The sequence below is a fragment of the Antarcticimicrobium sp. genome (assembly GCF_029212575.1).
In the GTDB taxonomy this organism is placed as follows: domain Bacteria; phylum Pseudomonadota; class Alphaproteobacteria; order Rhodobacterales; family Rhodobacteraceae; genus Antarcticimicrobium.
The window spans coordinates 1-26,395 of record NZ_JARGPK010000055.1 but is presented as its reverse complement, the minus strand read 5'-3'; the positions used below and the strand labels follow the sequence as shown (position 1 = coordinate 26,395).

Genomic DNA, 26,395 nt, shown 5'->3' with positions numbered 1-26,395 from the left:
CGGTCGCGGGTGGCTGGCCCATTGCATGTAAGCGCAGGGAATATAGTTTGGGCAAATCCCCGTCCCGCCCCGCGAAAGGTTCGAGAATGACCAGACCCTGCATCCTGTGCTGCGCGATCACCGGCAGCGTGCCGACCAAGGCCGACAACCCGGCGGTGCCGATCACCGTGCCGGAACAGATCGAAAGCAGCCACGCGGCGGTCGAGGCCGGGGCCAGCATCATCCACGCCCATGTGCGCAACGACGACGGCACCCCCAGCTCGGACCCGGAAAAATTCGCGCGGCTGAAAGAGGGACTGGAAAAGCACTGCCCCGGCGTCATCGTCCAGTTCTCCACCGGCGGCCGCTCCGGCGCCGGCCGGACGCGCGGCGGCATGCTTTCCTTGCGTCCCGACATGGCCTCGCTCTCGGTGGGGTCGAACAATTTCCCGACCCGCGTCTATGAGAACCCGCCCGATCTGGTCGCCTGGCTGTCGGAGGAGATGATCAAACATGAGATCACGCCGGAGATCGAGGCTTTCGACCTCTCGCACATCCTGCACGCGATCCGCATGAGCGGCGAGCACCGGCTTTTCGGCAAGCTGTACGTGCAATTCGTCATGGGGGTGAAAAACGCCATGCCCGCCGACCGCGAGGTGTTCGATTTCTACGCCCATGTGATGGCAGCCCGCGCGCCGGGGGCCGAATGGTGCGCCGCCGGGATCGGCCCGAACCAGATCGTGGTCAACGAATGGGCCATTGCCGCCGGCGGCCACACCCGCGCCGGGCTCGAGGACAACATCCGCCTCGACCGCGACAGGCTGGCACCGTCCAACGCCGCGCTAATCGCCCGCGCCGCCGATCTCTGCGCCAAATACGACCGCCCCGTCGCCACCCCGGCACAGGCGCGCGAGATCCTCGGGTTGCGCCCGGCCTGACGCGCCGGACCTAGCGCCGCGCGCCGACCAGATGCGTGAGCGCGGCACCGCTCTCGAAGAACGCCTGCCGCAGCCCTGTGAACCGCTCGCCGTAGCCTGCGATCACCGGCACCGGCAATTGGCCCTCATCGTCGCTCAACAGCGCCGCCGCCAGGTCGCGACCAAAGAGCGTGCCGGGCCCGATCCCGCGCCCGGAATAGCCGAACACGCTCAGGCCCGCCGCCCCCAGGCGCACCACCTTCGGCAGGTGATCGGCGGTCATCGCGATGCGCCCGCACCAGGCCTGCTCCAGCGCCTGCCCTGCCAGCGCCGGGAACAGCCGGGCCAGCGCCCGCCCGGCCCAACCGCGATGCAGCGCGCCGCCCGGATGACCCAGATCCCCCATCGCTCCGATCACCAGACGCCCGGCGGCATCCATCCGGAACGAGGTCATGATCAGCCCGGTGTCCCAGCCGCCCTCGCCCGCCGGCAGGATCTGTGCGCGCAGCGCCTCGGGCAGGGGCGCGGTGGCCAGCTGGAAGAAATGCACCGCCGTGTAGGAGGGTGCCGGCAGACCGGCGCAGCCAAGGTGATAGGCATTGGTCGCCAAGAGCAGCGCCCGCGCCCGCACCGTGCCGCCGGGGGTCTCCACATGCCACAGCCCGGCCTCGCGGCGCACCGCCTGCGCCGGGGTTCGCCCGTGCAGATGCGCACCCGCCTCCGCCGCCGCGCGCGCCAGCCCGCGCGCATAGGCCAGCGGCTGCACCGTGCCCGCACGCGGATCGAACAGCGCCCCGTGATAGGCCTCCGACCCGATCCGGCGCACCGCGTCATCGTGCGGCAACAACTCCACCGGCGCGCCGCTGGCGCGCAACTGGGTGAACCGCCGCCGTAGATCCGCCATGCCGGCGGCCGAATGGGCGCAATGCAGCGTGCCAGCGCGCACCGGTTCGCAGGCGATGCCATGCTGCCCGATCAGCGAGAACACCAGCTCCGGCGCGCCCGCCAGCGCCGCGATCAGCCGGTCGCCCGCCGACTGCCCCATCTGGGCGCGGATCTCGTCCGGCGGCGACCACAGCCCGGCATTGACCAGCCCCACGTTGCGCCCCGAGCCGCCGTGGCCGATATCCCGCGCCTCGAGCAGGCGCACCCCGGCGCCGGTCTGGGCCGCGTGCAAGGCCGCCGAAACGCCGGTGAACCCGCCGCCGATCACCACCAGGTCGGCCCCGACATCGCCCTCCAGCGGCGGCGCCTGCACCGCCTCGACGCAGCTCTGCGCCCAGAGCCCCTGTTCCGCCCCGCTCATGCGCGGCCCGCCAGTTCGCGCGCAGCGGCCACGATGCCCGCACGCGACGGCATCGTCGCGGCATAGGCCGGGCCGGTGGCGATGAAGCTGTCCTCTGCGGTCAGCCGCGCCGCCGCGATGCCCTGTTCGGCGAACAGCGTCATCAGCGCCTCGGAGATATTGCCGGAACGGCGGCACTCATCCACCACCAGCACCTTGCCGCAGCCCTTGACCGCCTCCAGCAGCGCCGCCTCGGGCAGGGGCGCCAGCCAGCGCAGGTCGATCACCCGCGCCGCCATCCCGGCCGCCGCGATCTCCGGCAGCGCCTGCCGCGACAGGTAATGCCCGTTGCCATAGGTCACGATGGCCAGGTCGCTGCCGGTCCCATGCACCCCGACCTCGCCCAGCGCGATCCGCGCATCCGGGGCGGGATAGGGCGTCATCCAGCCGCCATCACCCGCCTCGTGCAGATCCCGCATCGGGTAAAGCGCGATGGGTTCGAGGAACACCACCACGCGGTTTTCCTCCCGCGCCAGCCGCATGCATTCGCGCAGCATCATCGCCGCGTCGGCGCCGGTCGAGGGACAGGCCAGGATCACCCCGGGAATGTCGCGCAGCACCGCCAGCGAGTTGTCGTTGTGGAAATGCCCGCCGAACCCCTTCTGGTATCCCAGCCCGGCGATCCGGATCACCATCGGGTTGGTGAACTGCCCGTCCGAGAAGAACGGCAGCGTCGCGGCCTCGCCGCGGATCTGGTCCTCGGCATTGTGCAGATAGGCCAGGAACTGGATCTCGGGGATGGGGAGAAACCCGTTGTGCGCCAGACCGATCGCCAGCCCGAGGATCGATTGCTCGTCCAGCAGCGTATCCACCACCCGGTCCGGCCCGAACCGCCCGACCAGCTTCTGCGTCACCCCGTAAACCCCGCCCTTGCGGCCCACGTCCTCGCCCATCAGCACGATCTCGCCGTACTCCAGCATCAGGTCGCTCAGCGCCCAGTTGATCTGCCGTGACAGGATCTGTGGCTCGTCCCGCGCCTTCAGATCGGCGCCAAAGACCGCTGCCCGCGCCGCCTCCGACGGCCCGTTCGAGGGCGCGCAAACCCGTGTCGGCGGCACGATGCTCGCCATCACCTCCGGGGCCGTCCGCAGGTGCGGCCGCGCCGCCGCCTCGTCCGCCCGCGCCGCGACACGGGCGCAGGTTTCCTCGTAGATCGCCAAGGCCGCATCGGGGTCCAGCGCCCCAGCCTGATCCAGCAGCCGCACCGAATGCAGCAGCGGATCGTTGGCCTCCTCCGCCTCGACCTCCTCGCGGCTCAGATAGGCGGTCGGAACATCCGCCCCCGCATGACCGTAAAGCCGCACGGTGCGCAGATGCAGGAACGCCGGCTTGCGCCGCTGGCGCACATAGTCCGCCGCCTCCCGCGCCACGGCAAAGGTCTCGTAAAGGTCCAGCCCGTCGGCGGCGAAGTATTTTACCCCCGGCCGCTGCGCCATCGAGGCCGCGATCCACCCCTTCGGCGTCTTCACCGAGATGCCGATGCCGTTGTCCTCGCACACAAACAAGAGCGGCAACGGCCCGCCCTGCACCGCGGTCCAGCCGGCGGTGTTGATCGCCCCCTGCGCGGTGGAATGATTGGCCGAGGCATCGCCGAAGGAACAGACGGCGATCCCGTCTTCGGGCAGCGCGCGATGCTCGGGCGGTCGCCGCCGCGCCAGCCCCAACGCATAGGCCGCCCCCACCGCCTTGGGCAGGTGGCTGGCGATGGTCGAGGTCTGCGGCGGGATCATGAGCCGTTTCGAGCCCAGCACCTTGTGTCGCCCACCGCTGATCGGATCCTCCGACGAACAGGCGAACGACAGCAGCATGTCCCACGCCATGTCCTGCCCCGGCACCTGGTCGGCCCGGGCAATCTGGAACGCGGCATCGCGGTAATGCAGGAACGCGATGTCATCGGGGCGCAGAGCATGGGCCACTGCCGCCATCCCCTCATGCCCCGAGGAGCCGATGGTGTAAAACCCTTGCCCCGCCTTCTGCATCGCCCGGCTGGTGCGGTCCAGCGCCCGGCTCAGGCATTGCGCGCGAAACAACGACACCGCCGCCGGGTCCGACAGCCCCGGGCGCGGCAGCGCCCCTTGCGGGAAATCCCGCGCAGCCACCCGTCTTAGGAAATTGCGGTGAACGATCTCGGCGCGATCCATGGCTGGCCCTTCTGCTGTCGCTGTCCTGCGCCGGGCACATCACCACAAGATCGGAGCGGAGAAAAGCGCAGAAGCGCCGCCCTGCGTGGCGACGCTCCCTTCTTCTCGTGCCAAATACTCCCGCCGGAGGCTCCGACGCCCGCCGCACGCGGCTCACACGTCAAGCGAGCGCGCGATCAGCTCCTTCATGATCTCGTTGGTGCCGCCATAGATCATCTGCACCCGGCTGTCGGCGTAAAGCCGCGCGATGGGATACTCCATCATGTAGCCATAGCCGCCAAAGAGCTGCAGGCATTCATGCACCACCTCGTTCTGGGTCTGCGAGCCCCAGTATTTCGCCATCGAGGCGGTGGCGGCGTCCAACTCGCCCGCCTCCAGCCGGGTAATGCAATCGTTGACGAAACTGCGCAGCAGTTCGGCCTTGGTCTTCATCTCGGCCAGCTTGAAGCGGGTATTCTGGAAATCCATCACCCGCTGGCCGAAGGCCTTGCGCTCCTGCACGTATTTCACCGTCTCGGCGATGGCGAAATCGATTACCCCCAGCGCACTCAGCGCGATCAGCAGCCGTTCCCACGGGAGTTGTTTCATCAACTGATAAAACCCCTGCCCCTCCTCGCTGCCCAGAAGGTTGGTCATCGGCACCTTGACGTCCTCGAAGAACAGCTCGGCGGTGTCGTTGGCCTTCATCCCCAGCTTCTTGAGGTTGCGGCCCCGGCGGAAGCCCTCGGCGCCCTCGGTCTCCAGCGCGATCAGCGACACGCCCCTGGCGCCCGCCGCCTTGTCGGTCTTGGCCACCACGATGATCAGGTCGGCAGTATGACCGTTGGTGATGAAGGTCTTGGAGCCGTTCAGCCGGTAGGAATTGCCGTCCTTCTCCGCCGTCGTCCGCACTGCCTGCAGATCCGATCCGGTGCCCGGCTCGGTCATCGCGATGGCCGCCACCATCTCGCCCGAGACCAGTTTCGGCAGCCAGCGCGCCTTCTGCTCCTCGGTGGCAAAGCTGACCAGGTAGTGCATCACGATGGACTGGATCGAAAAGCCCCAGCCGCTGTCGCCGCGCGCGCCCTGCTCATAGACGGTGACGGCGTCAAACCCGATGCCGCCGCCGGAGCCGCCCAACTCCTCGGCGATCGCGCCGCCCATGATCCCGGCCTCCCCGGCCCTGGTCCAGAAGGCGCGGTCGACCATGCCCTGATCGACCCAACGGTCGATGTTCGGCACCAGTTCATCATCGTAAAAGCGGCCGACGCTGTCGGCGAACAGGCCGTGTTCTTCCTGCGCCCAGACGGATGTCTTTGTGATCAGGCTCATGATCCGTTCCTCCCGGAAATGCGATTTCGTCCGCGATCCTAGGCCGTGGCCGGTCAAACGCAATCCGCGCGAGGGCGCACTACGCAACGTCCCCGCCGTCCTGCCGCTACGTCAAAGCGGGCGCAACGCCGCCTCGATCCCCGCCGAGCAGAACGCCACCAGGTCCTCCGCCTGAATTTCACCCGCCGCTTCGCCCGCCAGCGCCCCGACCCGCCAGCCCGAGGTGACATGCGCCAGCATCGCCGCGACGGAATAGACGAAGCCTGAGGCCACCGCCTGGCGCGACGCATCGGGGTACAGCGCGGCGATCTCGTCGATGAAACGACCCGCCGTCGGGTCGAACCACTCCGCCGCCAGTGCGCGCCAGCGCGGATCGGCCGAGACCTGCGCCACCAGCCGCGCATAGGCCAGCCATTGCGGTCCACCATCCCGCGCCCTTTCGACATAAGGTCCCAGGAAACAGGCGACCACGTCGCGCAGCGCCATCGGCCCCGCCGCCCGGCGCGCCTCCAGCGCCTCCAGCCGCAGGCGCGACAGTTCCTCGGCGCGGCGCGCCACGGTCTGGTGAAACAGCGCCGCCTTGCCGCCGCCGTGGTGGTGCACCAGCCCCGCCTGCACCCCGGCCGCCGTCGCGATGTCGCGAATCGTCGCAGCGTCGAAACCGCGCTGGGCAAAGATCCTTTCCGCCGCGTCAAGAATGCGGCTCCGGGTCTGCAATGACCGCTTTGAGGGGGCCCTTTGGCGTTGTTCTTCCACGACTTTTCCCATTCACCCCTCCTTCATGCAAATGCATATTGCGTTATTTTATACACATGTTCAATATAAGCACAACGCAGGGAGGAAACATGACGGAAACGCGCGACAGGTTCGCCCTTATCGGGGCCGGACCGATGGGATTGGCCGCGGCCAAGGTTCTGGCCGAACAGGACATCCCGTTCCAGGGGTTCGAATTGCATTCGGACGTGGGCGGGCTGTGGGACATCGACGGGCCGAAATCGACGATGTACGACAGCGCCCATCTGATCTCGTCCAAAACGATGACCGAGTTCACCGATTTCCCGATGCGCGAAGGGGTCGCTGACTATCCTTCGCACCGGGAACTGAAACAGTACTTCCGCGATTTCGCTAGGGCATTCGATCTCTACCGCCACTACCATTTCGGCGCCGAGGTGACCAAGGTCGAGCCGCTCGGCGGGTCCGGCGAGGGCTGGCGTGTCTCATGGAGCGACGCCGAGGGCACACACGACGAGGTTTTCGCCGGCGTGCTGATCGCCAACGGCACCCTGTCGGAACCCAACATGCCGGAGTTTCCCGGCCAGTTCGACGGTGCGTTGATCCATTCCTCCGGCTATCGCAGCGCCAGCCAGTTCGACAGCAAGCGGGTGCTGATCATCGGCGCCGGAAACTCGGGCTGCGACATCGCGGTGGACGCGATCCACCACGGGCAAAGCTGCGACCTGTCGATGCGGCGCGGCTATTACTTCGTGCCGAAATACGTCTTTGGCAAACCCGCCGACACCATGGGCGGGCTGATCAAACTGCCGATGTGGCTCAAGCGGCGGATCGACGGGCTGATCCTGAAATGGTTCGTCGGCGATCCGCAGCGGTATGGATTTCCGAAACCCGACTACCAGCTTTACGAGAGCCACCCGGTGGTCAACTCGCTGGTGATGCACCACGCCGGGCATGGCGATCTTGCGATCCGGCCCGACATCGTACGTTTCGAGGGGAAAACCGTACATTTCGCCGACGGTTCGGCGCGCGATTATGACATGATCGTCGCCGCCACCGGCTACAAGCTGCATTACCCCTTCATCGATGCCGCGCTGCTGAACTGGCAAGGCGACGCGCCGCATCTCTACCTCAATGCCATGCACCCCACCCGCGACGACCTTTTCGTGCTGGGCATGGTCGAGGCCAGCGGGCTGGGGTGGCAGGGACGCCACGAACAGGCCGAGATGGTGGCACGCTATATCGCCGGGCTGCGCGACGGCACCACCGAGGCAAAGACGCTGCAACGGGAAAAGGCGAAAGGGTTCGACCGTGCGACCGGCGGTATGGCCTACCTCGATCTTCCCCGCATGGCCTATTACGTCGACAAGGCCACCTATCGCAAAGCGGTCACCGGCTGGATCGCCCGGCTCAAGCGGGGACAAGCGGCATGAGTGGCATCGACGAGATCACGCTGAATTTCAGCCCCGCCTCGCTGACGCTGCTGAACGCGATCCTTGCGGTGGTGATGTTCTCCATCGCCATCGACCTGAAGCCCGAGGATTTCCAACGCCTGCGCCGCGCCCCCAAGCCGCTGATAATCGGCCTTTTTTCACAGTTCCTCGTGCTGCCCGTCCTGACCTATCTGATGATCCTGGCGACCCAGCCGCGCCCCTCGATCGCGCTGGGGCTGATCCTGGTCGCGGCCTGTCCGGGCGGCAATATCTCCAACTTCATCACCCATCGCGCGGGGGGCAATGCCGCGCTGTCGGTGTCGATGACCGCCTTTGCCACGGTGGGAGCGATCCTGCTGACGCCGGTCAACATCGCGCTCTGGGGCGGGCTTTACGGGCCCACCCGCGACATCCTGCGCGAAACCGCCATCGACCCGGTGCAGGTGGCGATCACCGTGGGGCTGATGCTGGTGCTGCCGCTGGTGCTCGGGGTGCAGTTGAACATGCGTCGCCCGCAGCTCACGGCGCGGCTGCATCGGCCACTACAGGTGCTGTCGATGACGATCTTCTTCGCCTTCATCGTGCTGGCGCTGGCGGCGAACTGGGATTTCTTCCTGGGGTATGCCGGGGCGGTTGCGGGTCTTGTGATCCTGCACAACGCCCTGGCATTGGGGGGCGGCTGGACCGTGGCCACTCTGGCCCGGCTGTCCCCCTTCAATCGCCGCGCGGTCACCATCGAGACCGGAATCCAGAACTCCGGCCTTGGGCTGGTGCTGATCTTTGCCTTCTTCGGGGGTCTGGGCGGGATGGCAGTGGTCGCGGCATTCTGGGGCATCTGGCATGCGATCTCGGGCATCGCGCTGGCCGCGCTGATGGCCCGGACCGAGGCGGCGCGATGAGCCGCATCCTGATCACCGGCGCAGGCGGCATGGTCGGGCGGGCGCTGCTGGCCGAACTGGCCGGATCAGGCCATGAGGTCATCGCCACCGACCTTGCCGAACCCGCCGCGCTGCCCGCGACCGCGCGCTTCGCCCGCATGGACGTGACCACCGACGACCCCGCCCAGGTGATCGGGGTGGAAAGGCCCGAGGTGATCGTGCACCTGGCCTCGATCGTCACGCCGCCGCCGGGATCGGGACGCGCCTTAGCCCACCGGGTGGACGTGGAAGGCACGAAAAAGGTTCTCGCCGCGGCTCTGGCGGCCGGAACCCGGCGGCTGGTGGTCACCTCCTCGGGCGCGGCTTATGGCTATCACGCCGACAACCCGGCCTGGCTGCGCGAAAGCGACCCGGTGCGCGGCAACCCGGAGTTCCCCTATTCAGACCACAAGCGGCAGGTCGAGGAGATGCTGGCCGAGACCCGTCGCACCCATCCGGAGCTGGAACAGGTGGTACTGCGCGTCGGCACGGTGCTGGGGCAAGGCACCGACAACCAGATCACCGCGCTGTTTCGCAAGACGCGGCTCTTGACGATCAAGGGCAGCGACAGCCCCTTTGTCTTCATCTGGACCCGCGACCTGGCCCGCATCCTGCTGCGCGCGGCCACCGATGGACCGGCGGGGATCTACAACGTGGCCGGTGACGGCGCACTGGGAATGTCCGAGATCGCCGGGCGGCTGGGCAAGCCGGTGCTGCGCCTGCCGGCCTGGGCGCTCAAGGCGGCGCTGACGATTGCCCACCCGCTGGGCCTGTCGCGCTATGGACCGGAACAGGTGCGGTTCCTGCAATACCGCCCGGTGCTGGCCAATGACGCGCTGAAACGGGAATTCGGCTATGTGCCGGAGAAGACCAGCGCGGAGACCTTCGAGCTTTGGAAAACATGGGCGGGGCTATGAGGTACGCGGTGATTTCCGGCGGCGCCGGGGGATTGGGCCGCGCCTTGTCGGCGCGATTGCAGGCCGGGGGCTGGGCCGTCGCGCTGCTCGATCTCCGCACCGAGGGGCTGGAAGAGAGCGCCACGCAACTCCCCCTCGCCTGCGACCTGACCGACAGGGGCAGCCTGACCCATGCCTTGGCGCGGGTGACGGAGTGGAGTGGCGGCGCGGTCGACCTTGCGATCTACAACGCCGGCGTGACCCAGATCGGGGCATTCGACGCGACCGATGCCGCCAGCCATCGGCGGGTGTTCGAGATCAACTATTTCGCCGCCGTGGAAATGGCCCGCGCCCTGCTGGCCCCGGTACGCAAGGCGCGCGGCACCCACCTGGCGATCTCCTCGGTCGCCGGGTTCTCGCCGCTCTATCAACGCACCGCCTATGCCGCCTCGAAACATGCGCTGGAGGGGTTCTTTTCCTCGCTGCGATCCGAGGAGCGCGCGCATGGCGTGCATGTCGCCATCGCCGCGCCGTCCTTCGTGGCCACCAACATCGGCAAGCCGGAGCGCGGCGACGACGGCATCGCCCGCCCCGGCTCGGCCGGCGACGGGATGGACTACATGACGCCGGATCAGGCGGCGGCGGAGATCCTGCGCGGGCTGGAGCGTCGCCGCGATTTCATCCCCGTCGGCCGCGTGGCGCGGCTGGCCTGGCGGATCAACCGGCTGTCGCCGCGCCTGTTCCAGAAGCTGATGGAGCGCAACATCGGCGGGAGGTAACGGCCCGGCGGACGCGCCGTCGCCGGCGGGCTTTCCGATCCCTGGCCGGGCGGCTAAGGTCGCGGGCAAGCGGGCGCGGCCCGATGACAGGACAAGCGAAAGGACGAGAGAATGGCGAAGGTTGCGTTTCTGGGGCTGGGCGTGATGGGCTACCCGATGGCCGGGCATCTGGCAAAGGCGGGCCATGAGGTGACGGTCTACAACCGCACCCCGGCCAAGGCCGAGAAATGGGTCGCCGAGCACGGCGGCGCCATGGCCGCCACCCCGCGCGAGGCGGCGGCAGGCGCCGATTTCGTCATGGCCTGCGTCGGCAACGACGACGACCTGCGCGCGGTCTGCACCGGCGAGGACGGCGCCTTTGCCGGGATGGAACGCGGCGCGATCTTCGTCGATCACACCACGGTATCGTCCAAAGTCACCACCGAAATGTACGCTTTGGCCAAACCCGCCGGGCTGGGCTTTGTCGATGCGCCGGTTTCCGGCGGTCAGGCCGGGGCCGAGAACGGGGTGCTGTCGATCATGTGCGGCGGCGATGCGGAACAATACGATGCCGCCGAGCCGGTGATGCAGGCCTATGGCCGCTCCATCAAGCGGCTGGGCGAGAGCGGCGCCGGGCAATTGACCAAGATGGTCAACCAGATCTGCATCGCCGGGCTGGTGCAGGCGCTGAGCGAGGGGGTCAATTTCGCCCAGAAGGCCGGGCTTGACGGCCGCGCGGTGGTCGAGGTGATCGCCGGCGGCGCGGCCGGGTCGTGGCAGATGGCGAACCGGCACGAGACCATGATCGACGACAAGTTCGACTATGGCTTTGCGGTCGACTGGATGCGCAAGGATCTGGGGATCTGCCTGGATACCGCCGACGAGATCGGCGCCAGCCTGCCCATCACCGCGCTGGTCGACCAGTTCTACAAGGATGTGCAGGCCATGGGCGGCGGGCGCTGGGACACCTCCAGCCTGATCAAGCGGCTGAAATAGGCGCTGACCCTGCGGAACTGCGCCTTGGGCGCAGGCCTCCGGCGGGAGTATTTTCAGCCAGAAAATGACCGGCAGGTCGGGGGGCCGGAGAGCCCCCCGAAGCGCCTCGGATCAGCCCTTGAACACCCGGTAGATCGCCGGGATCACCAGCACCGTCAGCAAGGTCGAGCTGAGCAGCCCGAACAGCAGCGAGATCGCCAGCCCCTGAAAGATCGGGTCGGCCAGGATCACCACCGCGCCGATCATTGCCGCGATGGCGGTCAGCAGGATCGGCTTGAACCGGATGGACCCGGCCGCGATCAGCGTGTCGATCAGCGGGATGTCCGGGCCGCCCTCGTGCCGGATGAAATCCACCAGCAGGATCGAGTTGCGCACGATGATGCCGGCCAGCGCGATGAAACCGATCATCGAGGTGGCCGAGAACGGCGCCGAGAACAGCCAGTGACCGCCGATGATGCCGAGGAAGGTCAGCGGGATCGGCGTGAGAATCACCAGCGGCAGACGGAAGCTGCCGAATTGTGCCACCACCAGGATGTAGATGCCCAGCAGCGCCACGGCAAAGGCCGCGCCCATGTCGCGGAAGGTGACCCAGGTGACCTCCCACTCGCCGTCCCAGAGCAGGGTGACGTGGCTTTCGTCCTCGGGTTGGCCGTTCAGCGCGATCACGGGTTTCGTGCCCTCGGGCCAGTCCATCGCATCCAGCTTCTCGGCGACCGCCAGCATGCCGTAGAGCGGTGCCTCGAAACTGCCGGCAAGCTCGGCCATCACCATGGTGGCGGCGCGCCCGTTGTGGCGGAAGATCGGGAAAGAGGCATGCTCTTCGCGGATCTCGATCACGTCGCCCAGTTCGACTACCCCACGCGCGCCGGGCAGCACATTGGCCGGGATCGGCGTTGTCAGAAAGGTCTCGTCCATGACGCGCTGGTCACGGCCCCGCTCGACCCGGATCGGGATCGGGCGGCGCCCCTCGCCGCGGTGGGAATAGCCCACCGTGGTGCCGCCGTTCAGGATCGCCATGGTCGAGAAGACATCCGATTCCTGCACGCCGAAGAACTCCAGCTGGTCAGAGGAGATCGTCGCGCGCAGGCGGCGGCTGCGTTCGCCGAAGTTGTCGTCCACATCGACGACGAAAGGAACCTCTTCGAAGGCGGCGCGGATCCGACGCGCCGCCTCGCGCCGGGCGTCGGCATCGGGACCGTAGACCTCGGCCAGAAGGGTGGCGATCACCGGCGGGCCGGGGGGCGGCTCGACCGTTTTCAGGCTGGTGCCCGGCGGCACGTCCAGCGCGGTGATCCGCTCGCGGATTTCCAGCGCGATGTCGTGGCTGGTGCGATCCCGCTCGGCCTTGGGCAGCAGGTTGATCTGCACGTCGCCCAGCTCGGGCTTTTCGCGCAGGTAGTAATGGCGCACCAGCCCGTTGAAGTTGAACGGTGCCGCCGCGCCCGCATGGGTCTGGATCGAGATCACCTCGGGCAGGTCGAGTACCGCGCGGGCGACGTCCTGCGCCACCGAATCGGTCGCCTCGACCGAGGAGCCCTCGGGCAGGTCGATCACCACCGAAAGCTCGGACTTGTTATCGAAGGGCAGCAGTTTGACCGTCACGTCCTTGGTGTAGAAGGCCGCCATCGAGCCAAAGCTCAGCCCGGCGGCAATCAGCAGGAACAGCCCCGAGCGCCAGCGCGTCTTGAGGATCGGCCGCGCCACGGTGGCATAGAGTTTCCCCAGCCGACCGCCATGGCCGCCCGCCTCGTCATGATGCAGCGGCGCGCCGCCGGCGATCTTGAGCATCAGCCAGGGGGTGATGATGACCGCGACGAAGAAGGAGAAGATCATCGCCGCCGAGGCATTGGCGGGGATCGGGCTCATGTAGGGGCCCATCAGGCCGGAAACGAAGAGCATCGGTAACAGCGCCGCCACCACGGTCAGCGTGGCGACGATGGTGGGGTTTCCGACCTCGGCCACGGCGCGAACCGCCTTGGTGGCGCGGTCGGCCTTGTCCGGCATGCCCCAGTGGCGCGCGATGTTCTCGATCACCACGATGGCGTCGTCCACGAGGATGCCGATCGAGAAGATCAGCGCGAAGAGCGACACCCGGTTCAGCGTGTAGCCCATGATCCAGGCGGCAAAGAGGGTGAGCAGGATGGTCACCGGGATCACCACCGCCACCACGATGCTTTCGCGCCAGCCGATGGCGAACAGCACCAGCGCCACGATCGAGATCGTCGCCAGCCCGAGGTGGAACAGCAGCTCGTTGGCCTTCTCATTGGCGGTTTCGCCATAATCGCGGGTGACCTCGACCGCCACGTTCTCGGGGATCAGGCTATCCTCCAGCAGGAGCACCCGGTGCAGCACCTGTTCGGCCACCACGACGGCGTTGGCGCCGGCGCGCTTGGCCACGGCCAGGGTCACGGCGGGGGTGCGGCGGATGCTGCCATCCTCCCCGCGGGTGAGGTTCGAGACGATCTTGTCCGAGGTGTCGGGAACAAAACTGATGTCGGCCACGTCGCGCACATAGACCGGGCGACCGTCGCGCGCGGTAAGCAGCAGGTTGCCGATCTCGGCCGGGGCGCGCAGGGTTTCACCCGCCACCAGTGGGATCTGCGCGCCGTCGTCCCGCACGGTGCCGATGGCAAAGGCCCGGTTGGCCGCCTCCACCTTTCCGGCGAGTTGCTGCAAGGTCACCCCGAACAGCGCCAGGCGATCGGGATCGGGGGCGATGCGGATCGCCTCGGGGCTTTCGCCGACGAGGTAGGTCAGGCCGACGTCCTGGATCTTGGCCATCTCGACCTGAAGCTCGCGCGCGACGCGGGTCAGGTCGTTGGCGGTCATCGCCTCGGCGCCCGCCTTGGGCGTCAGCGTCAGCGCCACGATGGCCACGTCGTCGATCCCGCGTCCGACGATCAGCGGCTCGTCGATGCCCACCGGGATCCGGTCGAAGTTGCCGCGCACCTTGTCGTGCACGCGCAGGATCGCCGCGTCGGACGAGGTGCCCACCAGGAACCGGGCGGTGACCATGGCGTAATCGTCCATCGACTGGGAATAGACGTGTTCGACCCCGTTGATTCCCTTGACGATGGTTTCCATCGGCTCGGTCACCAGCTTGACCGCATCCTCGGCGCGCAGACCCGGCGCCTGGATGTGGATGTCGACCAGCGGCACGGAAATCTGCGGCTCTTCCTCGCGCGGCAGGCTGACCAGGGCCACCAGCCCCACCGCCAGCGCAGCGAGGATCATCAGCGGCGTCAGCGGCGAGCGGATGAAGCTGCGGGTCAGGCTGCCGGCGATGCCGAGTGCGCCGGGTTTGTCCTTGGCCTCACTCATGGCTGTCCACCAGAACATCGCCTGCTGCAAGGCCGCTCAGGATTTCGGCCATCAGGGTGCCATCGACGGGATGGGTTTCACCCACCACCACGGCGCGGTCCACCGGGTCGCCGCCGGGGCCGCGCACAGTAATGAAATCAAGCCCCATGCGGGTCTCCACCCGCTCGGCCGGGACCAGCAGTGCCATCCGCCGGCCGACCGGCAGGCTGACCAGCACGCGAGCGTTGACGAACTCGCTGCTCATCCCCTCGACCTCGACATCGGCAATGACGCGGCCGTTCTCGATCTGCGGATAGACCTTGGCCAGGCGCCCGGGCTGGCTTTGACCATCGGCGCCGATGCGGATCTCCAGCCCTTCGCGCAGGTAGCCGGCGTGCCGTTCCGGCACCGCGAGGCGCAGGAAGAAGCCGCCGCCGCCGATCTGCGCGATCACCTCGCCCGGCATCACGACAGCGCCGCGGGTCACCGGCACATCGATCACCTTGCCGGCAATCGGGGCCAGAACCGCCCCTTCGGCGGCCTGCTGTTCGATCACGCGTTTCTGGGCGCGGGTCGCCTCGATCTGGTTTTGCAGCACCTCGACCTGGGTGCGCAGCGCGTCAAGCCGCTGCGCAGTGGTGACGCCGCGCTCCAGCAGATCCTCGCCGCGCTTCAGTTCGGTCTTGGCATTTTCAAGCTGCGACAGCAGCGCATCGACCTGACCCTGAACCGAGTCGAGTTGCAGGTTCAGCTTGGGGTCGTAGATGTCGGCGATTTGCTGCCCCTCGGTGACGGTGCTGCCCTCGGTCACATCGACCGAAACCAGTGTGCCACCGATGCGCGACCGGGCGGGGATCAAGTCCCGCGCCTCGACGCGACCGAACACGGCCTTCCATTCGGTGACCTCGCGCCATTCGGCGACCTGTTCCGGCGCCGCAGACCCCAGGACCGGCCCCAGAACCGCCAGTGCCGTCGCCAAAATGAATGTCCGCATGACCAATCCTCGCTACCGCCACATCGCAGGACACAGATGCATACCAAGGAATATTTTGCAATCCCGTGGCCCTGCGTCAGAGCCGCGCGAAAGCGTGGCGGCGGTGGCTGAGGGGCTATTTGGTGAGGATCAGCTTGCCAGCCCGGGTGATGCGCAGGGTGTAGACCTGGTCGCCCAGGGCGATATGGGCCAGGTTTCCGCCGCCAGTCAGCTCCTCGGCGCGGTGGGCGGGCAGCACGGCCTCGGCTCGATCGGTTCGGGTGTCGGGGCTGTAAAATGTCATCGGTTTGTCCTCGTCTCTGTCTCAAGTCTGTCGATCACCGCATCCACGGACAGACCGGGCCAAAGGCCGATCTCGAAAAGAACGGTCCAGACGTCATCCAGCGTGCGCGGGGCGCAGCCCATTGGGCGCGCCGACAAACAGGCGGGGGGTGCCAACTGGCGCATCGTTTTCGTCCCGTGTTGTGCGGATGGCTCGCCCGGCACGACGCGGGTTGGCTGTACCTTCCTATTCCTGAGTAAAACTATAATGTTTGTCAAGACAAGTCATTTAGCGTTTTCCGATTTCACCCGCGCGCCTCCGGGCAGGAACCGGTCGGGATTGGCGACGATCCAGTCCATCACCCGCACCGCCGGCTGAGACAGGTCCTGGTTGGCGCCGTGCAGCACGAACCAATGCCGGATGATCGGCAGGCGTTGGGCGGGGATCGTCACCAGCCGGCCCGACTTCAACTCTTCATGGATCGTGTGTCCCGACAGGATCGCCACACCCAGCCCGGCCGCGACCGCCTGCTTGATGGTCTCGTTCGATTCCATCTCGGTATAGGCGAACTCGCGCCCCTCTCCGATCTCGTCGAGGAACCGCATGGTCAGGATGCGGGTTCCCGAGCCCTCTTCACGCATCACGAACCGCTGCGACAGGATATCGTCCGGTGTGACCTTCTCCAGCCGGGTCAGCGGGTGACCCGGCGGCGCCACCAGCAGATGCGGGTGTTCCGCGATGGACCGCGCCACCACCGCCGGCACCCGCGGCGGACGGCCCATGATGACGAGGTCGAGATCGCCGGTTTCGATCATCTGGATGATCCGCGCGCGGTTGCCGATGCGGAGCACCACGTCGATATCGGGAAACTCCTGCCCCAGCAGGGCCACCAGGCGCGGCGCGTAGTATTTGGCGGTACTGACGACCCCCAACACGACCGTTCCCGACAACCCCTTGCCCAATGTATCGATCTGGCGCACCGCCCGTTCCAATGCCGCCTGAGCGGTCCGAAAGGCAGCCAGAAGTGCCGTTCCCGCCTCGGTCGGGGCGAATCCCCCCGAGGTCCGCGTCACCAGGGCGCAGCCGAAATTCTCCTCTAGTGCGCGAAGCTGGCTGTGCACCGCCGGAGGCGTGAGCGATAACATCTCGGCGGCCGTGCTGATGGCGCCGAATTCGCAGACCGCGCCCAACGCACGCAACTGCTTGAATGTAATGGAGTTGAGGCGCTTCATTCAGAAAAATCTAATCCAGCTTCACAAGTTTTAAATTCATTATAATACCGAAACCCAGATAACAATCGTTCCGAGGACGGAGGAGAACGCCTTGACACAAGAGAACAACCTGATCGCCCCCGCCGGGCTTGTCCCGGCGCAGCTGGAGGCCCCGATGCAGGCCCTGTGCCGGGTCGCGTCGGAACTGGCGCTGACCATCGCGCGCGGCCCGCTCGGCGGCGCGCTGGGTGCAGAGGTCGGCAGCAACACCGACGGCGACAACCAAAAGGCGCTGGACGTGATGGCGGACGAGGCCTTTGCCGCCGCCCTCCCCGGCACCGGCGTCCGCTGGTATGCCTCGGAAGAGCGGGACACGGTCGAGCCCATCGACCCCGACGGCCAACTGGCTCTGGCGATCGACCCGCTCGACGGCTCCTCCAACATCGATGTGAACGTCTCGATCGGGACGATTTTCTCGATCCGCCCGGCCCAGGACGGGGCCGAGGAAAGCTTCCTGCGTTCGGGGCGCGAGCAGATCGCCGCCGGTTACTTCGTTTACGGCCCGATGACTGCCCTCGTGGTCACCTTCGGAGACGGTGTTCTGACCTTCGTGCGCGACCCGAAAGACGGCCTGTTCCACCAGTCCGGCGGCAAGCTGACGATCCCCGAGCAATCCTCGGAATTCGCCATCAACGCCTCGAACTACCGCCACTGGTCGAAGCCGGTGCGGGCCTATATCGACGACTGCCTGCAGGGCGACGAAGGACCACGCGCCAAGAATTTCAACATGCGCTGGGTCGCCTCGCTGGTGGCGGAAACCCACCGCATCCTGTCGCGCGGCGGTATTTTCCTTTATCCCTCCGACGGGCGCCCAGGCTATGAACACGGGCGGCTGCGCATGGTCTATGAATGCGCGCCCATCGCCATGCTGGTCGAACAGGCCGGCGGGCGGGCCACCACGGGCCGCGATCCGCTTCTGGATCAGTCCCCCAACCAGCTGCACGCGCGCACGCCGCTGGTTTTCGGCACCCCCGACAAGGTCGATCGCGTCACCGCCTACCATGACCTGCCCGAACAAGAGGTTTCGGCCCTGTTCGGCAAACGCGGGTTGTTCCGCGCCTGAAGGAGACTCAATGTCCAAGAAACACCCCATCATTTCGGTGACCGGCTCCTCCGGGGCGGGAACCACCACGGTCAAGACCACCTTCGACCAGATCTTTCGCCGCGAGGGGATCGAGGCGGTCTCGATCGAGGGCGACGCGTTCCATCGCTTTGACCGCGCCTCGATGAAGGCCGAGTTGGAAAAGCACAAGGCGGCCGGCGAAGACACCTTCAGCCATTTCAGCTATGACGCCAACGAGTTGGGCAAGCTGGAGGAGGTGTTCCGCACCTACGGCGAGACCGGCAAGGGCGAAACCCGCCACTATGTCCATGACGAGATCGAGGCCGAGCGCTGGGGCGCCGAGCCCGGCAATTTCACCCAATGGAAGGCCTTCTCCGACCCTTCCGACCTGCTGTTCTACGAGGGGCTGCACGGGGCGGTTGTCAATGACGAGGTCAATATCGCCGAGTTCGCCGACCTCAAGATCGGGGTGGTGCCGGTGATCAACCTGGAATGGACCCAGAAAATCCACCGCGACAAGGCCAGCCGCGGTTACTCGACCGAGGCGGTGACCGACACCATCCTGCGCCGGATGCACGCCTATGTGCATTGCATCTGCCCGCAATTCGTCGAGACGGACGTGAATTTCCAGCGTGTGCCCGTGGTCGACACCTCGAACCCGTTCTGCGCCCGCTGGATTCCCACCGCCGACGAAAGCCTGGTGGTGATCCGGTTCAAGAACCCGCGCGGGATCGATTTCCCCTATCTCACCTCGATGATCGAGGGCAGCTGGATGACCCGCGCCAACTCGATCGTCATCCCGGGCGGCAAGATGGATCTGGCGATGCAGTTGATCTTCACCCCGATGGTTCACCGTCTGGTGAGCGAGTCCAAACGCGCCTGAGGAGGATATCATGAACCAGCAAGCCCAGATCTCTGCAGGAACCGAAGACATGATGGCCAACGCGATCCGCGCGCTGGCGATGGACGCGGTGCAGGCTGCCAACTCCGGCCACCCGGGCGCGCCGATGGGCATGGCGGATGTGGCGACGGTGCTGTTCAACCGCTTTGTCACGCTCGACCCGGCCGACCACAGCTGGCCCGACCGCGACCGTTTCGTGATGAGCGCGGGGCACGGCTCGATGCTGGTTTACGCGATCCATCACCTGCTGGGCTATGACGACATGGACATGGAGCAGATCCGCAATTTCCGGCAGATGGGCTATCGCACCGCCGGGCACCCCGAATACGGCCATGCCAAGGGGATCGAGACCACCACCGGCCCGCTGGGTCAGGGGTTGGCCACCGCCGTCGGCATGGCGCTGGCCGAGCGGATGCACAACGCGCGGTTCGGGGACGATCTGGTCGACCATTACACCTATGTGATTGCCGGAGATGGCTGCCTGATGGAGGGGATCAGCCACGAGGCGATCGACATGGCCGGCCACATGGGTCTGGGCCGGCTGATCCTGTTCTGGGACGACAACGGCATCACCATCGACGGGTCGACCGAAATCTCCACCTCCACCGATCAGCAGGCGCGGTTTGCCGCCGCCGGCTGGCAGGTGCAGGCGGTGGACGGGCACGACAAGGGGGCCATTGCCGCCGCGATCGAGGCCGCGCGCGCCGATGCCCGCCCCTCGCTGATCGCCTGCAAGACGGTGATCGGGTTCGGCGCGCCGAACAAGCAGGGCACCGCGGCCACCCATGGCGCGCCGCTGGGCGAAGAGGAGATCGCGGCGACCCGGGCCGCGCTGGGCTGGCCCCACCCGCCGTTCGAGATCCTGCAAGACGTTTATGATGCCTGGCACGCCATCGCCGTCCGTGGCGCCGAGGCCCGCGCAGAGTGGCAGGCCCGACTCGAAGCCAGCCCGAAATCCGCCGATTTCACCACCTCGCTTGCCGCCCCCGATGCCGATGCGCTCAACACCGCGATCACAGCCTACAAGGCCCGGCTTTCGGCCGAGGCGCCCAAGGTGGCCACCCGCAAGGCCAGCGAAATGGCGCTTGAGGTGGTCAACGCGACCCTGCCCAATTCCATCGGCGGTTCGGCCGACCTGACGGGTTCGAACAACACCCGCACCAAGGGCATGACCCCGGTCAGCCGCGGCGCCTACGGCGGGGATTACATCCATTACGGCATCCGCGAGCATGGCATGGCGGCGGCGATGAACGGTATTTCGCTGCATGGTGGCTTCCTGCCTTATGGCGGCACCTTCCTGGCCTTCGCGGACTACTGCCGCCCGGCGATCCGCCTCTCGGCGCTGATGCAACGCCCGGTGGTCTACGTGATGACCCACGACAGCATCGGGCTGGGTGAGGATGGCCCGACCCACCAGCCGGTCGAGACCATCGCGTCCTTGCGCGCGATGCCGAACCTGAACGTCTTTCGCCCCGCCGACGCGGTGGAAACCGCCGAGATGTGGGAACTGGCCGCGATGAGCCACAGCACCCCCAGCGTGCTTTGCCTGTCGCGGCAGGGCCTCCCGACCCTGCGCACCGAGCATGTCGCGGAAAACCTGACTGCACGCGGCGCCTATGTGCTGCGCGAGGTGGAGGGGGACCGCGACATCACCCTGATCGCCACCGGCTCGGAGGTGGAGATCGCCTGTGCCGCCGCCGATGCGCTGAAGGCCGAGGGCATCAAGACCGCCGTGGTCTCCGCCCCCTGCTTCGAACTGTTCGCCCACCAGGACGCCGCCTATCGCCTTTCGGTGCTGGGCACCGCCCCCCGCATCGGGATCGAGGCCGCCATCCGGCAAGGCTGGGACAGCCTGCTGCGCCCGGAGGACGGGTTCATCGGCATGACCGGCTTCGGGGCCTCGGCCCCGGCGCCCGAGCTTTACGAACATTTCGGCATAACCGCCGCCCACACCGCCGCCAAAGCGCGCGAGATGACAAGCTAAGAGGTTGATATGACAATCAAAGTTGCAATCAACGGCTTTGGCCGAATAGGCAGGTGCACCCTGAGCGCCATCGCCGAGAGCGGACGGAACGACATCGAGGTCGTCAAGCTCAACGCCACCGGCCCGATCGAGACCGCCGCGCATCTGCTGAAATACGACAGCGTGCATGGCCGTTTTCCCGGCGAGATCCGCATCGACGGGGCCACGATGGACGTGGGCCACGGGCCGATGCGGGTGTTCTCGACCTATGACCCCACTGATCTTGACTGGTCCGGCGTCGACGTGGTGCTGGAATGCTCGGGCCAGTTCAACTCCCGCGATGCCGCAGCCGTGCACCTGGGCCAGGGCGCGAAAAAGGTCCTCGTCTCGGCCCCCGCGAAAGGCGCCGACAAGACCATGGTGTTCGGCGTCAACCACCGCGATCTGAAGCCCTCGGAAATCGTCGTCTCCAACGGGTCCTGCACCACCAATTGCCTGGCCCCGATGGCCAAGGCGTTGAACGACGCGGTGGGCATCGAACAGGGCATCATGACCACGGTGCATTCCTATACCGGCGATCAGCCGACGCTGGACCGGCGGCATTCCGACCTCTACCGCGCCCGCGCCGCCGCCATGTCTCTGATTCCCACCAGCACCGGCGCCGCCAAGGCGATCGGCGAGGTTCTGCCGGACCTCAAGGGCAAGCTCGACGGCTCCGCGATCCGGGTGCCCACGCCCAATGTCTCGGCCGTCGATCTGACATTCCGCCCCGGCAGATCGGTGACGGTGGAGGAGGTCAACGCAATCATCGCCGAGGCGGCCCAGGGCCCGATGCGCGGCATCATGAGCTACGAGACCGAGCCCAAGGTTTCGGTCGATTACAACCATGAAACCCATTCGTGCAACTTCGCCGCCGACCAGACCCGCGTCATCGACGGATCGCTGGTCCGGGTGATGGCCTGGTACGACAACGAATGGGGGTTCTCCTGCCGCATGGCCGACAACGCGGTCCACATGGGGCTGGTGAAATGAGCATCGCGCATATCTCCGACATGGACGTGACCGGCAAACGGTTGGTGGTTCGGGCCGATCTGAACGTGCCGACCGAAGGCGGGCAAATCACCGATACCACCCGGATCGACCGGTTCGCGGCCGGCATGCGTCCGCTCTTGGCGCGCGGCGCGCGGCTGGTGATCCTGACCCATTTCGGACGCCCCGAGCCGAACGAGCTGAACTCCAGCTTCTCGGTGGACAAGTTCCGCCCGGCACTGGCCGAGGCGCTCGGCGTGCCGGTGCGGTTTTCCGATGTCTGCGCCGACGACTCCGCCGTGATCCTGTCGCAGCAGCTTGCAAATGGTGAGGCGCTGCTCTGCGAGAACCTGCGCCTCAACCCGGGCGAGACCGAAAATGACCCGGGCTTCGCCGCGCAGCTGGCCCGGCTGGGCGACATCTATGTGAACGACGCGTTTTCCAGCGCTCACCGCGCGCATGCCTCGACCGAGGCTCTGGCCCGTCTCCTCCCCGCCGCCGCAGGGCCGCTCCTGGTCGAAGAGCTCGCCGCCCTCGGCGCCGCGCTTGACGCGCCCCGGCGGCCCTCGGTGGCGATTGTCGGCGGCGCCAAGGTCTCGACCAAGATCGCGGTGCTGAAACACCTGGTCCAGCGGCTCGACGCGGTGATCATCGGCGGCGGCATGGCCAACACCTTCCTTTTTGCCGATGGCGCGCCGATGGGCAAATCGCTGCACGAGGCCGACCAGGTCGAGACCGTGCGCGAGATCCGTCGGCTGGCCGACAAGGCGGGATGCTCGCTTCACCTGCCGCAAGACGTTGTCGTGGCGCGGGAGTTCCGCGCCGGGGCCGACAGCCTTGTCGTGGCAGCCGGCGATTGCCCCGCTGACGCGATGATCCTCGATGCCGGGCCGAAGGCGCTGGCCGCGTTCCAGACGGTGCTCTCTGGCGCACGAACGATCCTGTGGAACGGCCCGTTGGGCGCCTTTGAAATCCCGCCCTTCGACGTGGCCACCGTGGAATTGGCCCGCAGCGCCGCCGAACGTACCCGGCAGGGGCACGCGGTCAGCGTGGCCGGTGGCGGCGATACCGTCGCGGCGCTGAACGCGGCGGGCGTCACCCAAGATTTCACCTATGTCTCCACCGCCGGTGGGGCATTCCTGGAATGGCTGGAGGGCAGAACGCTCCCCGGTATCGCGGCGCTGAACGGCGCCGCCGCAGCCGCATGAGGCAAGGAGGCCCGAAATGGCACTGATTACGCTCCGGCAATTGCTGGATCACGCGGCGGAACACGGATACGGCGTTCCCGCCTTCAACATCAACAACATGGAACAGGGTCTGGCGATCCTGCGCGCGGCGGAAAAATGCGACGCGCCGGTGATCCTGCAGGCCAGCCGCGGCGCGCGCTCTTACGCGGGCGACATCATGCTGCGCCACATGGTGCAGGCGCTGGCCGAGATGTTTCCCGACATCCCCATCGTGATGCACCAGGACCACGGCAACAACGACGCCACCTGCCTCACCGCGATCCGCCACGGATTCACCTCCGTGATGATGGACGGCTCGCTGGAAGCGGACATGAAGACCCCGGCGAGCTACGACTACAACGTCGACATCACCGCCCGCGTGACATCCGCCGCCCATGCCGTCGGCGCCTCGGTCGAAGGCGAACTGGGCGTGCTGGGCAGCCTGGAGACCGGCGAGGCCGGCGAAGAGGACGGCTCCGGCGCGGTCGGCAAGCTGAGCCAGGACCAGTTGCTGACCGATCCCGACCAGGCGGTGGATTTCGTGATGCGCACCAAGTGCGACGCGCTCGCCATCGCCTGCGGCACCAGCCACGGCGCCTACAAGTTCAGCCGCAAGCCGGATGGCGATATCCTGTCAATGAAGACCATCGCCGCGATTCACGAGAAACTGCCCGACACCCACCTGGTGATGCACGGCAGCAGCTCGGTCCCGCAGGAGTTGCAGGACATCATCAACGCCTATGGCGGCGACATGCCCCAGACCTACGGCGTGCCGGTCGAGGAGATCGAGCGCGGCATCAAGATGGGCGTGCGCAAGGTCAATATCGACACCGATTGCCGGATGGCGATGACCGGCCAGTTCCGCAAGGTGGCCGCCGAGAAAACTGCCGAGTTCGATCCGCGCAAATTCATGATCCCGGCGATGGAGGCGCTCGAGACGCTCTGCGCCGACCGGTTCGACCGCTTCGGCACCTCTGGCCACGCGGCCCGCATCAAACCCGTCCCGATGGACGATATGGCCGCCCGCTATGCCGCAGGCGCGCTTGACCCGCAAATCGCCGTGACCCGGGCGGCCGAATAACACCCGGGATCTCAAGGAGGAAACGCAAATGGACCAATCTAACCGCTACGCCCGCCTGGACCTCAAGGAGGCCGACCTGATTGCCGGAGGCCAGCATGTCTTGGTGGCCTATATCATGAAGCCAAAACCCGGCTTTGGCTCCTATCTCGCCACCGCAGCGCATTTCGCCGCCGAAAGCTCGACCGGCACCAATGTGGACGTCTCCACCACCGACGATTTCACCCGCGGCGTCGATGCGCTGGTCTATGAGACCGACGAAGCCAACGAGCTGACGAAGATCGCCTATCCGGTCGAGCTGTTCGATCGCAACATCATCGACGGGCGGGCGATGATCTGTTCGTTCCTGACGCTGGCGATCGGCAACAACCAGGGCATGGGCGATGTCGAATACGCCAAGCTTCACGATTTCTACGTGCCGCCCGCCTACCTGCGGCTGTTCGACGGCCCCTCGACCACGATCAGCGATCTGTGGCGGGTGCTGGGACGGCCCCATGTGGACGGCGGTTTCATCGTCGGCACCATCATCAAGCCCAAGCTCGGCCTGAGGCCCAAACCCTTTGCCGATGCCTGTTATGATTTCTGGCTGGGCGGCGATTTCATCAAGAACGACGAACCGCAGGGCAACCAGCTGTTCGCGCCGCTGCGCGAGACTATTCCGCTGGTCGCCGACGCGATGAAGCGCGCCCAGGACAAGACCGGCGAAGCCAAATTGTTTTCGGCCAACATCACCGCGGACGATCACTTTGAAATGATGGCGCGCGGCGAATTCATACTGGAGACCTTCGGCGAGAACGCCGATCACGTCGCCTTCCTGGTGGATGGCTATGTCACCGGCCCGGCGGCGATCACCACCGCGCGGCGCGGTTTTCCCAACCAGTACCTGCATTACCACCGCGCCGGTCACGGCGCCGTCACCTCGCCGCAGGCCAAGCGCGGTTATACCGCCTTCGTTCTGTCGAAGATGGCGCGGATGCAGGGGGCCTCGGGCATTCACGTCGGCACCATGGGCTTCGGCAAGATGGAGGGCGAGGCCAGCGACCGCGCCATCGCCTACATGATCACCGAAGACAGCGCCGACGGCCCCTATTTCCATCAAGACTGGCAGGGCATGGCGCCGACCACGCCGATCATCTCGGGCGGCATGAACGCGCTGCGGATGCCGGGATTTTTCCAGAACCTCGGCCACTCCAACCTGGTGATGACCGCCGGCGGCGGCTCGTTCGGACATATCGACGGCGCGGCGGCCGGGGCCATCTCGCTGCGGCAGGCGGAGCAATGCTGGAAAGAGGGCGCCGATCCGCTGGAGTTCGCCAAGGATCACAAGGAATTTGCCCGCGCCTTCGAAAGCTTCCCGAAGGACGCTGACGAGCTCTTCCCCGACTGGCGCAAGGCGCTGCGGCTGAACTCTGCCGCCTGATCCCGCCGGGGGCGGCCGCGCCGCCCCCGACCACTGACGCGCCAATTAGGAGAGCCCGAAGATGACCTTCGACCGTTCCATCAAGATCGCGCCGTCGATCCTGTCCGCCGATTTCGCCAACTTCGGGCGCGAGATCCACGCCATCGAGGACCAGGGCGCCGACTGGGTCCACGTCGACGTGATGGACGGCCATTTCGTGCCCAACCTCACCTTCGGCCCGCCGGCCGTCAAAGCCTTCCGACCGCATGTGAAAACCGTGATGGACGTGCACCTGATGATCGCCCCGGTCGATCCCTATATCGAGGCCTATGCCGGGGCCGGGGCCGATGTGATCACCGCCCATTTCGAGGCCGGACCGCACCCCCACCGCACCCTGCAGGCGATCCGGGCGGCGGGCTGCAAGGCCGGGCTGGCGCTGAACCCCGGCACGCCGGCCTCTGCCGTCGAATACCTGCTCGACATG

General features: G+C 66.8%; 22 protein-coding genes. 14 read left to right on the top strand and 8 right to left on the bottom strand.

What is annotated here, in order from left to right; all coding sequences use genetic code 11:
* The first annotated feature begins 86 nt into the window (after nucleotides 1–86).
* Nucleotides 87–917 carry a 3-keto-5-aminohexanoate cleavage protein gene (locus P1U75_RS11390; protein ID WP_300243319.1) on the top strand — a complete coding sequence of 277 codons (831 nt, stop codon included), beginning with the start codon at nucleotides 87–89 and terminating at the stop codon, nucleotides 915–917.
* A 10-nt stretch (nucleotides 918–927) separates the two neighbouring features.
* Here the strand turns inward: P1U75_RS11390 and P1U75_RS11385 are convergent, their stop codons facing one another.
* The 4 genes from P1U75_RS11385 to P1U75_RS11370 form a co-directional block, all read right to left on the bottom strand.
* Nucleotides 928–2,202, bottom strand: a complete 1,275-nt coding sequence (locus P1U75_RS11385) for an FAD-binding oxidoreductase (RefSeq protein WP_300243316.1) — start codon at nucleotides 2,200–2,202, stop codon at nucleotides 928–930.
* Complete coding sequence (locus P1U75_RS11380; RefSeq protein ID WP_300243312.1) at nucleotides 2,199–4,382, bottom strand: alpha-ketoacid dehydrogenase subunit alpha/beta; 2,184 nt, start codon at nucleotides 4,380–4,382, stop codon at nucleotides 2,199–2,201. The genes P1U75_RS11385 and P1U75_RS11380 overlap by 4 nt, the downstream gene beginning before the upstream one ends.
* A 153-nt stretch (nucleotides 4,383–4,535) precedes the next feature.
* Nucleotides 4,536–5,693: an acyl-CoA dehydrogenase family protein gene (locus P1U75_RS11375; protein WP_300243309.1), complete on the bottom strand. Its 1,158-nt coding sequence runs from the start codon at nucleotides 5,691–5,693 to the stop codon at nucleotides 4,536–4,538.
* Between the two features lie 111 nt (nucleotides 5,694–5,804).
* Nucleotides 5,805–6,461, bottom strand: coding sequence for a TetR/AcrR family transcriptional regulator (locus P1U75_RS11370; RefSeq protein WP_300243306.1), 657 nt, complete (start codon nucleotides 6,459–6,461; stop codon nucleotides 5,805–5,807).
* 77 nt (nucleotides 6,462–6,538) lie between these two features.
* Here P1U75_RS11370 and P1U75_RS11365 point away from each other — a divergent pair, with 77 nt between their 5' ends.
* The 5 genes from P1U75_RS11365 to P1U75_RS11345 all read left to right on the top strand — a co-directional run bounded on the left by P1U75_RS11365 (nucleotide 6,539) and on the right by P1U75_RS11345 (nucleotide 11,425).
* On the top strand, nucleotides 6,539–7,858 hold the full coding sequence (locus tag P1U75_RS11365) for an NAD(P)-binding domain-containing protein (protein WP_300243303.1): 1,320 nt from the start codon (nucleotides 6,539–6,541) through the stop codon (nucleotides 7,856–7,858).
* Nucleotides 7,855–8,757 (top strand): bile acid:sodium symporter family protein, encoded by a 903-nt coding sequence (locus P1U75_RS11360; protein WP_300243301.1) that lies wholly within the window; start codon nucleotides 7,855–7,857, stop codon nucleotides 8,755–8,757. Before P1U75_RS11365 ends, P1U75_RS11360 begins: the two co-directional genes overlap by 4 nt.
* Entirely contained in the window at nucleotides 8,754–9,692 is a 939-nt protein-coding gene (locus P1U75_RS11355) for an SDR family oxidoreductase (protein ID WP_300243298.1), read from the top strand. Before P1U75_RS11360 ends, P1U75_RS11355 begins: the two co-directional genes overlap by 4 nt.
* Complete coding sequence (locus tag P1U75_RS11350; RefSeq protein ID WP_300243295.1) at nucleotides 9,689–10,450, top strand: SDR family NAD(P)-dependent oxidoreductase; 762 nt, start codon at nucleotides 9,689–9,691, stop codon at nucleotides 10,448–10,450. The genes P1U75_RS11355 and P1U75_RS11350 overlap by 4 nt, the downstream gene beginning before the upstream one ends.
* A gap of 111 nt (nucleotides 10,451–10,561) precedes the next feature.
* Complete coding sequence (locus P1U75_RS11345; protein ID WP_300243293.1) at nucleotides 10,562–11,425, top strand: NAD(P)-dependent oxidoreductase; 864 nt, start codon at nucleotides 10,562–10,564, stop codon at nucleotides 11,423–11,425.
* A gap of 111 nt (nucleotides 11,426–11,536) precedes the next feature.
* Here the strand turns inward: P1U75_RS11345 and P1U75_RS11340 are convergent, their stop codons facing one another.
* The 4 genes from P1U75_RS11340 to P1U75_RS11325 form a co-directional block, all read right to left on the bottom strand.
* Nucleotides 11,537–14,746, bottom strand: coding sequence for an efflux RND transporter permease subunit (locus P1U75_RS11340; protein WP_300243291.1), 3,210 nt, complete (start codon nucleotides 14,744–14,746; stop codon nucleotides 11,537–11,539).
* Entirely contained in the window at nucleotides 14,739–15,719 is a 981-nt protein-coding gene (locus P1U75_RS11335; RefSeq protein ID WP_300243289.1) for an efflux RND transporter periplasmic adaptor subunit, read from the bottom strand. The genes P1U75_RS11340 and P1U75_RS11335 overlap by 8 nt, the downstream gene beginning before the upstream one ends.
* Nucleotides 15,720–15,834: 115 nt before the next feature.
* On the bottom strand, nucleotides 15,835–16,002 hold the full coding sequence (locus P1U75_RS11330; RefSeq protein WP_300243287.1) for a hemin uptake protein HemP: 168 nt from the start codon (nucleotides 16,000–16,002) through the stop codon (nucleotides 15,835–15,837).
* Between the two features lie 263 nt (nucleotides 16,003–16,265).
* A complete protein-coding gene (locus tag P1U75_RS11325) occupies nucleotides 16,266–17,213 on the bottom strand; it encodes a LysR family transcriptional regulator (RefSeq protein ID WP_300243285.1) in 948 nt (315 codons plus the stop codon).
* A 112-nt stretch (nucleotides 17,214–17,325) separates the two neighbouring features.
* Between P1U75_RS11325 and P1U75_RS11320 the strand changes: the two genes are divergently transcribed.
* From P1U75_RS11320 to P1U75_RS11285, 8 genes are all read left to right on the top strand, one after another.
* Nucleotides 17,326–18,315, top strand: a complete 990-nt coding sequence (locus P1U75_RS11320; protein ID WP_300243702.1) for a class 1 fructose-bisphosphatase — start codon at nucleotides 17,326–17,328, stop codon at nucleotides 18,313–18,315.
* Between the two features lie 10 nt (nucleotides 18,316–18,325).
* Nucleotides 18,326–19,198, top strand: coding sequence for a phosphoribulokinase (locus tag P1U75_RS11315; RefSeq protein WP_300243282.1), 873 nt, complete (start codon nucleotides 18,326–18,328; stop codon nucleotides 19,196–19,198).
* A 10-nt stretch (nucleotides 19,199–19,208) separates the two neighbouring features.
* Nucleotides 19,209–21,200, top strand: coding sequence for a transketolase (gene tkt, locus P1U75_RS11310; protein ID WP_300243280.1), 1,992 nt, complete (start codon nucleotides 19,209–19,211; stop codon nucleotides 21,198–21,200).
* A gap of 9 nt (nucleotides 21,201–21,209) precedes the next feature.
* On the top strand, nucleotides 21,210–22,211 hold the full coding sequence (gene gap / locus P1U75_RS11305; protein WP_300243278.1) for a type I glyceraldehyde-3-phosphate dehydrogenase: 1,002 nt from the start codon (nucleotides 21,210–21,212) through the stop codon (nucleotides 22,209–22,211).
* Nucleotides 22,208–23,416 (top strand): phosphoglycerate kinase, encoded by a 1,209-nt coding sequence (locus tag P1U75_RS11300; RefSeq protein ID WP_300243276.1) that lies wholly within the window; start codon nucleotides 22,208–22,210, stop codon nucleotides 23,414–23,416. Before gap ends, P1U75_RS11300 begins: the two co-directional genes overlap by 4 nt.
* 16 nt (nucleotides 23,417–23,432) lie before the next feature.
* Nucleotides 23,433–24,515, top strand: coding sequence for a class II fructose-bisphosphate aldolase (fba, locus tag P1U75_RS11295; RefSeq protein ID WP_300243274.1), 1,083 nt, complete (start codon nucleotides 23,433–23,435; stop codon nucleotides 24,513–24,515).
* A 28-nt stretch (nucleotides 24,516–24,543) separates the two neighbouring features.
* On the top strand, nucleotides 24,544–25,932 hold the full coding sequence (locus P1U75_RS11290) for a ribulose-bisphosphate carboxylase (protein ID WP_300243271.1): 1,389 nt from the start codon (nucleotides 24,544–24,546) through the stop codon (nucleotides 25,930–25,932).
* A gap of 61 nt (nucleotides 25,933–25,993) precedes the next feature.
* Nucleotides 25,994–26,395: ribulose-phosphate 3-epimerase (locus P1U75_RS11285; RefSeq protein WP_300243269.1), on the top strand; the 402-nt coding region annotated here is incomplete at its 3' end.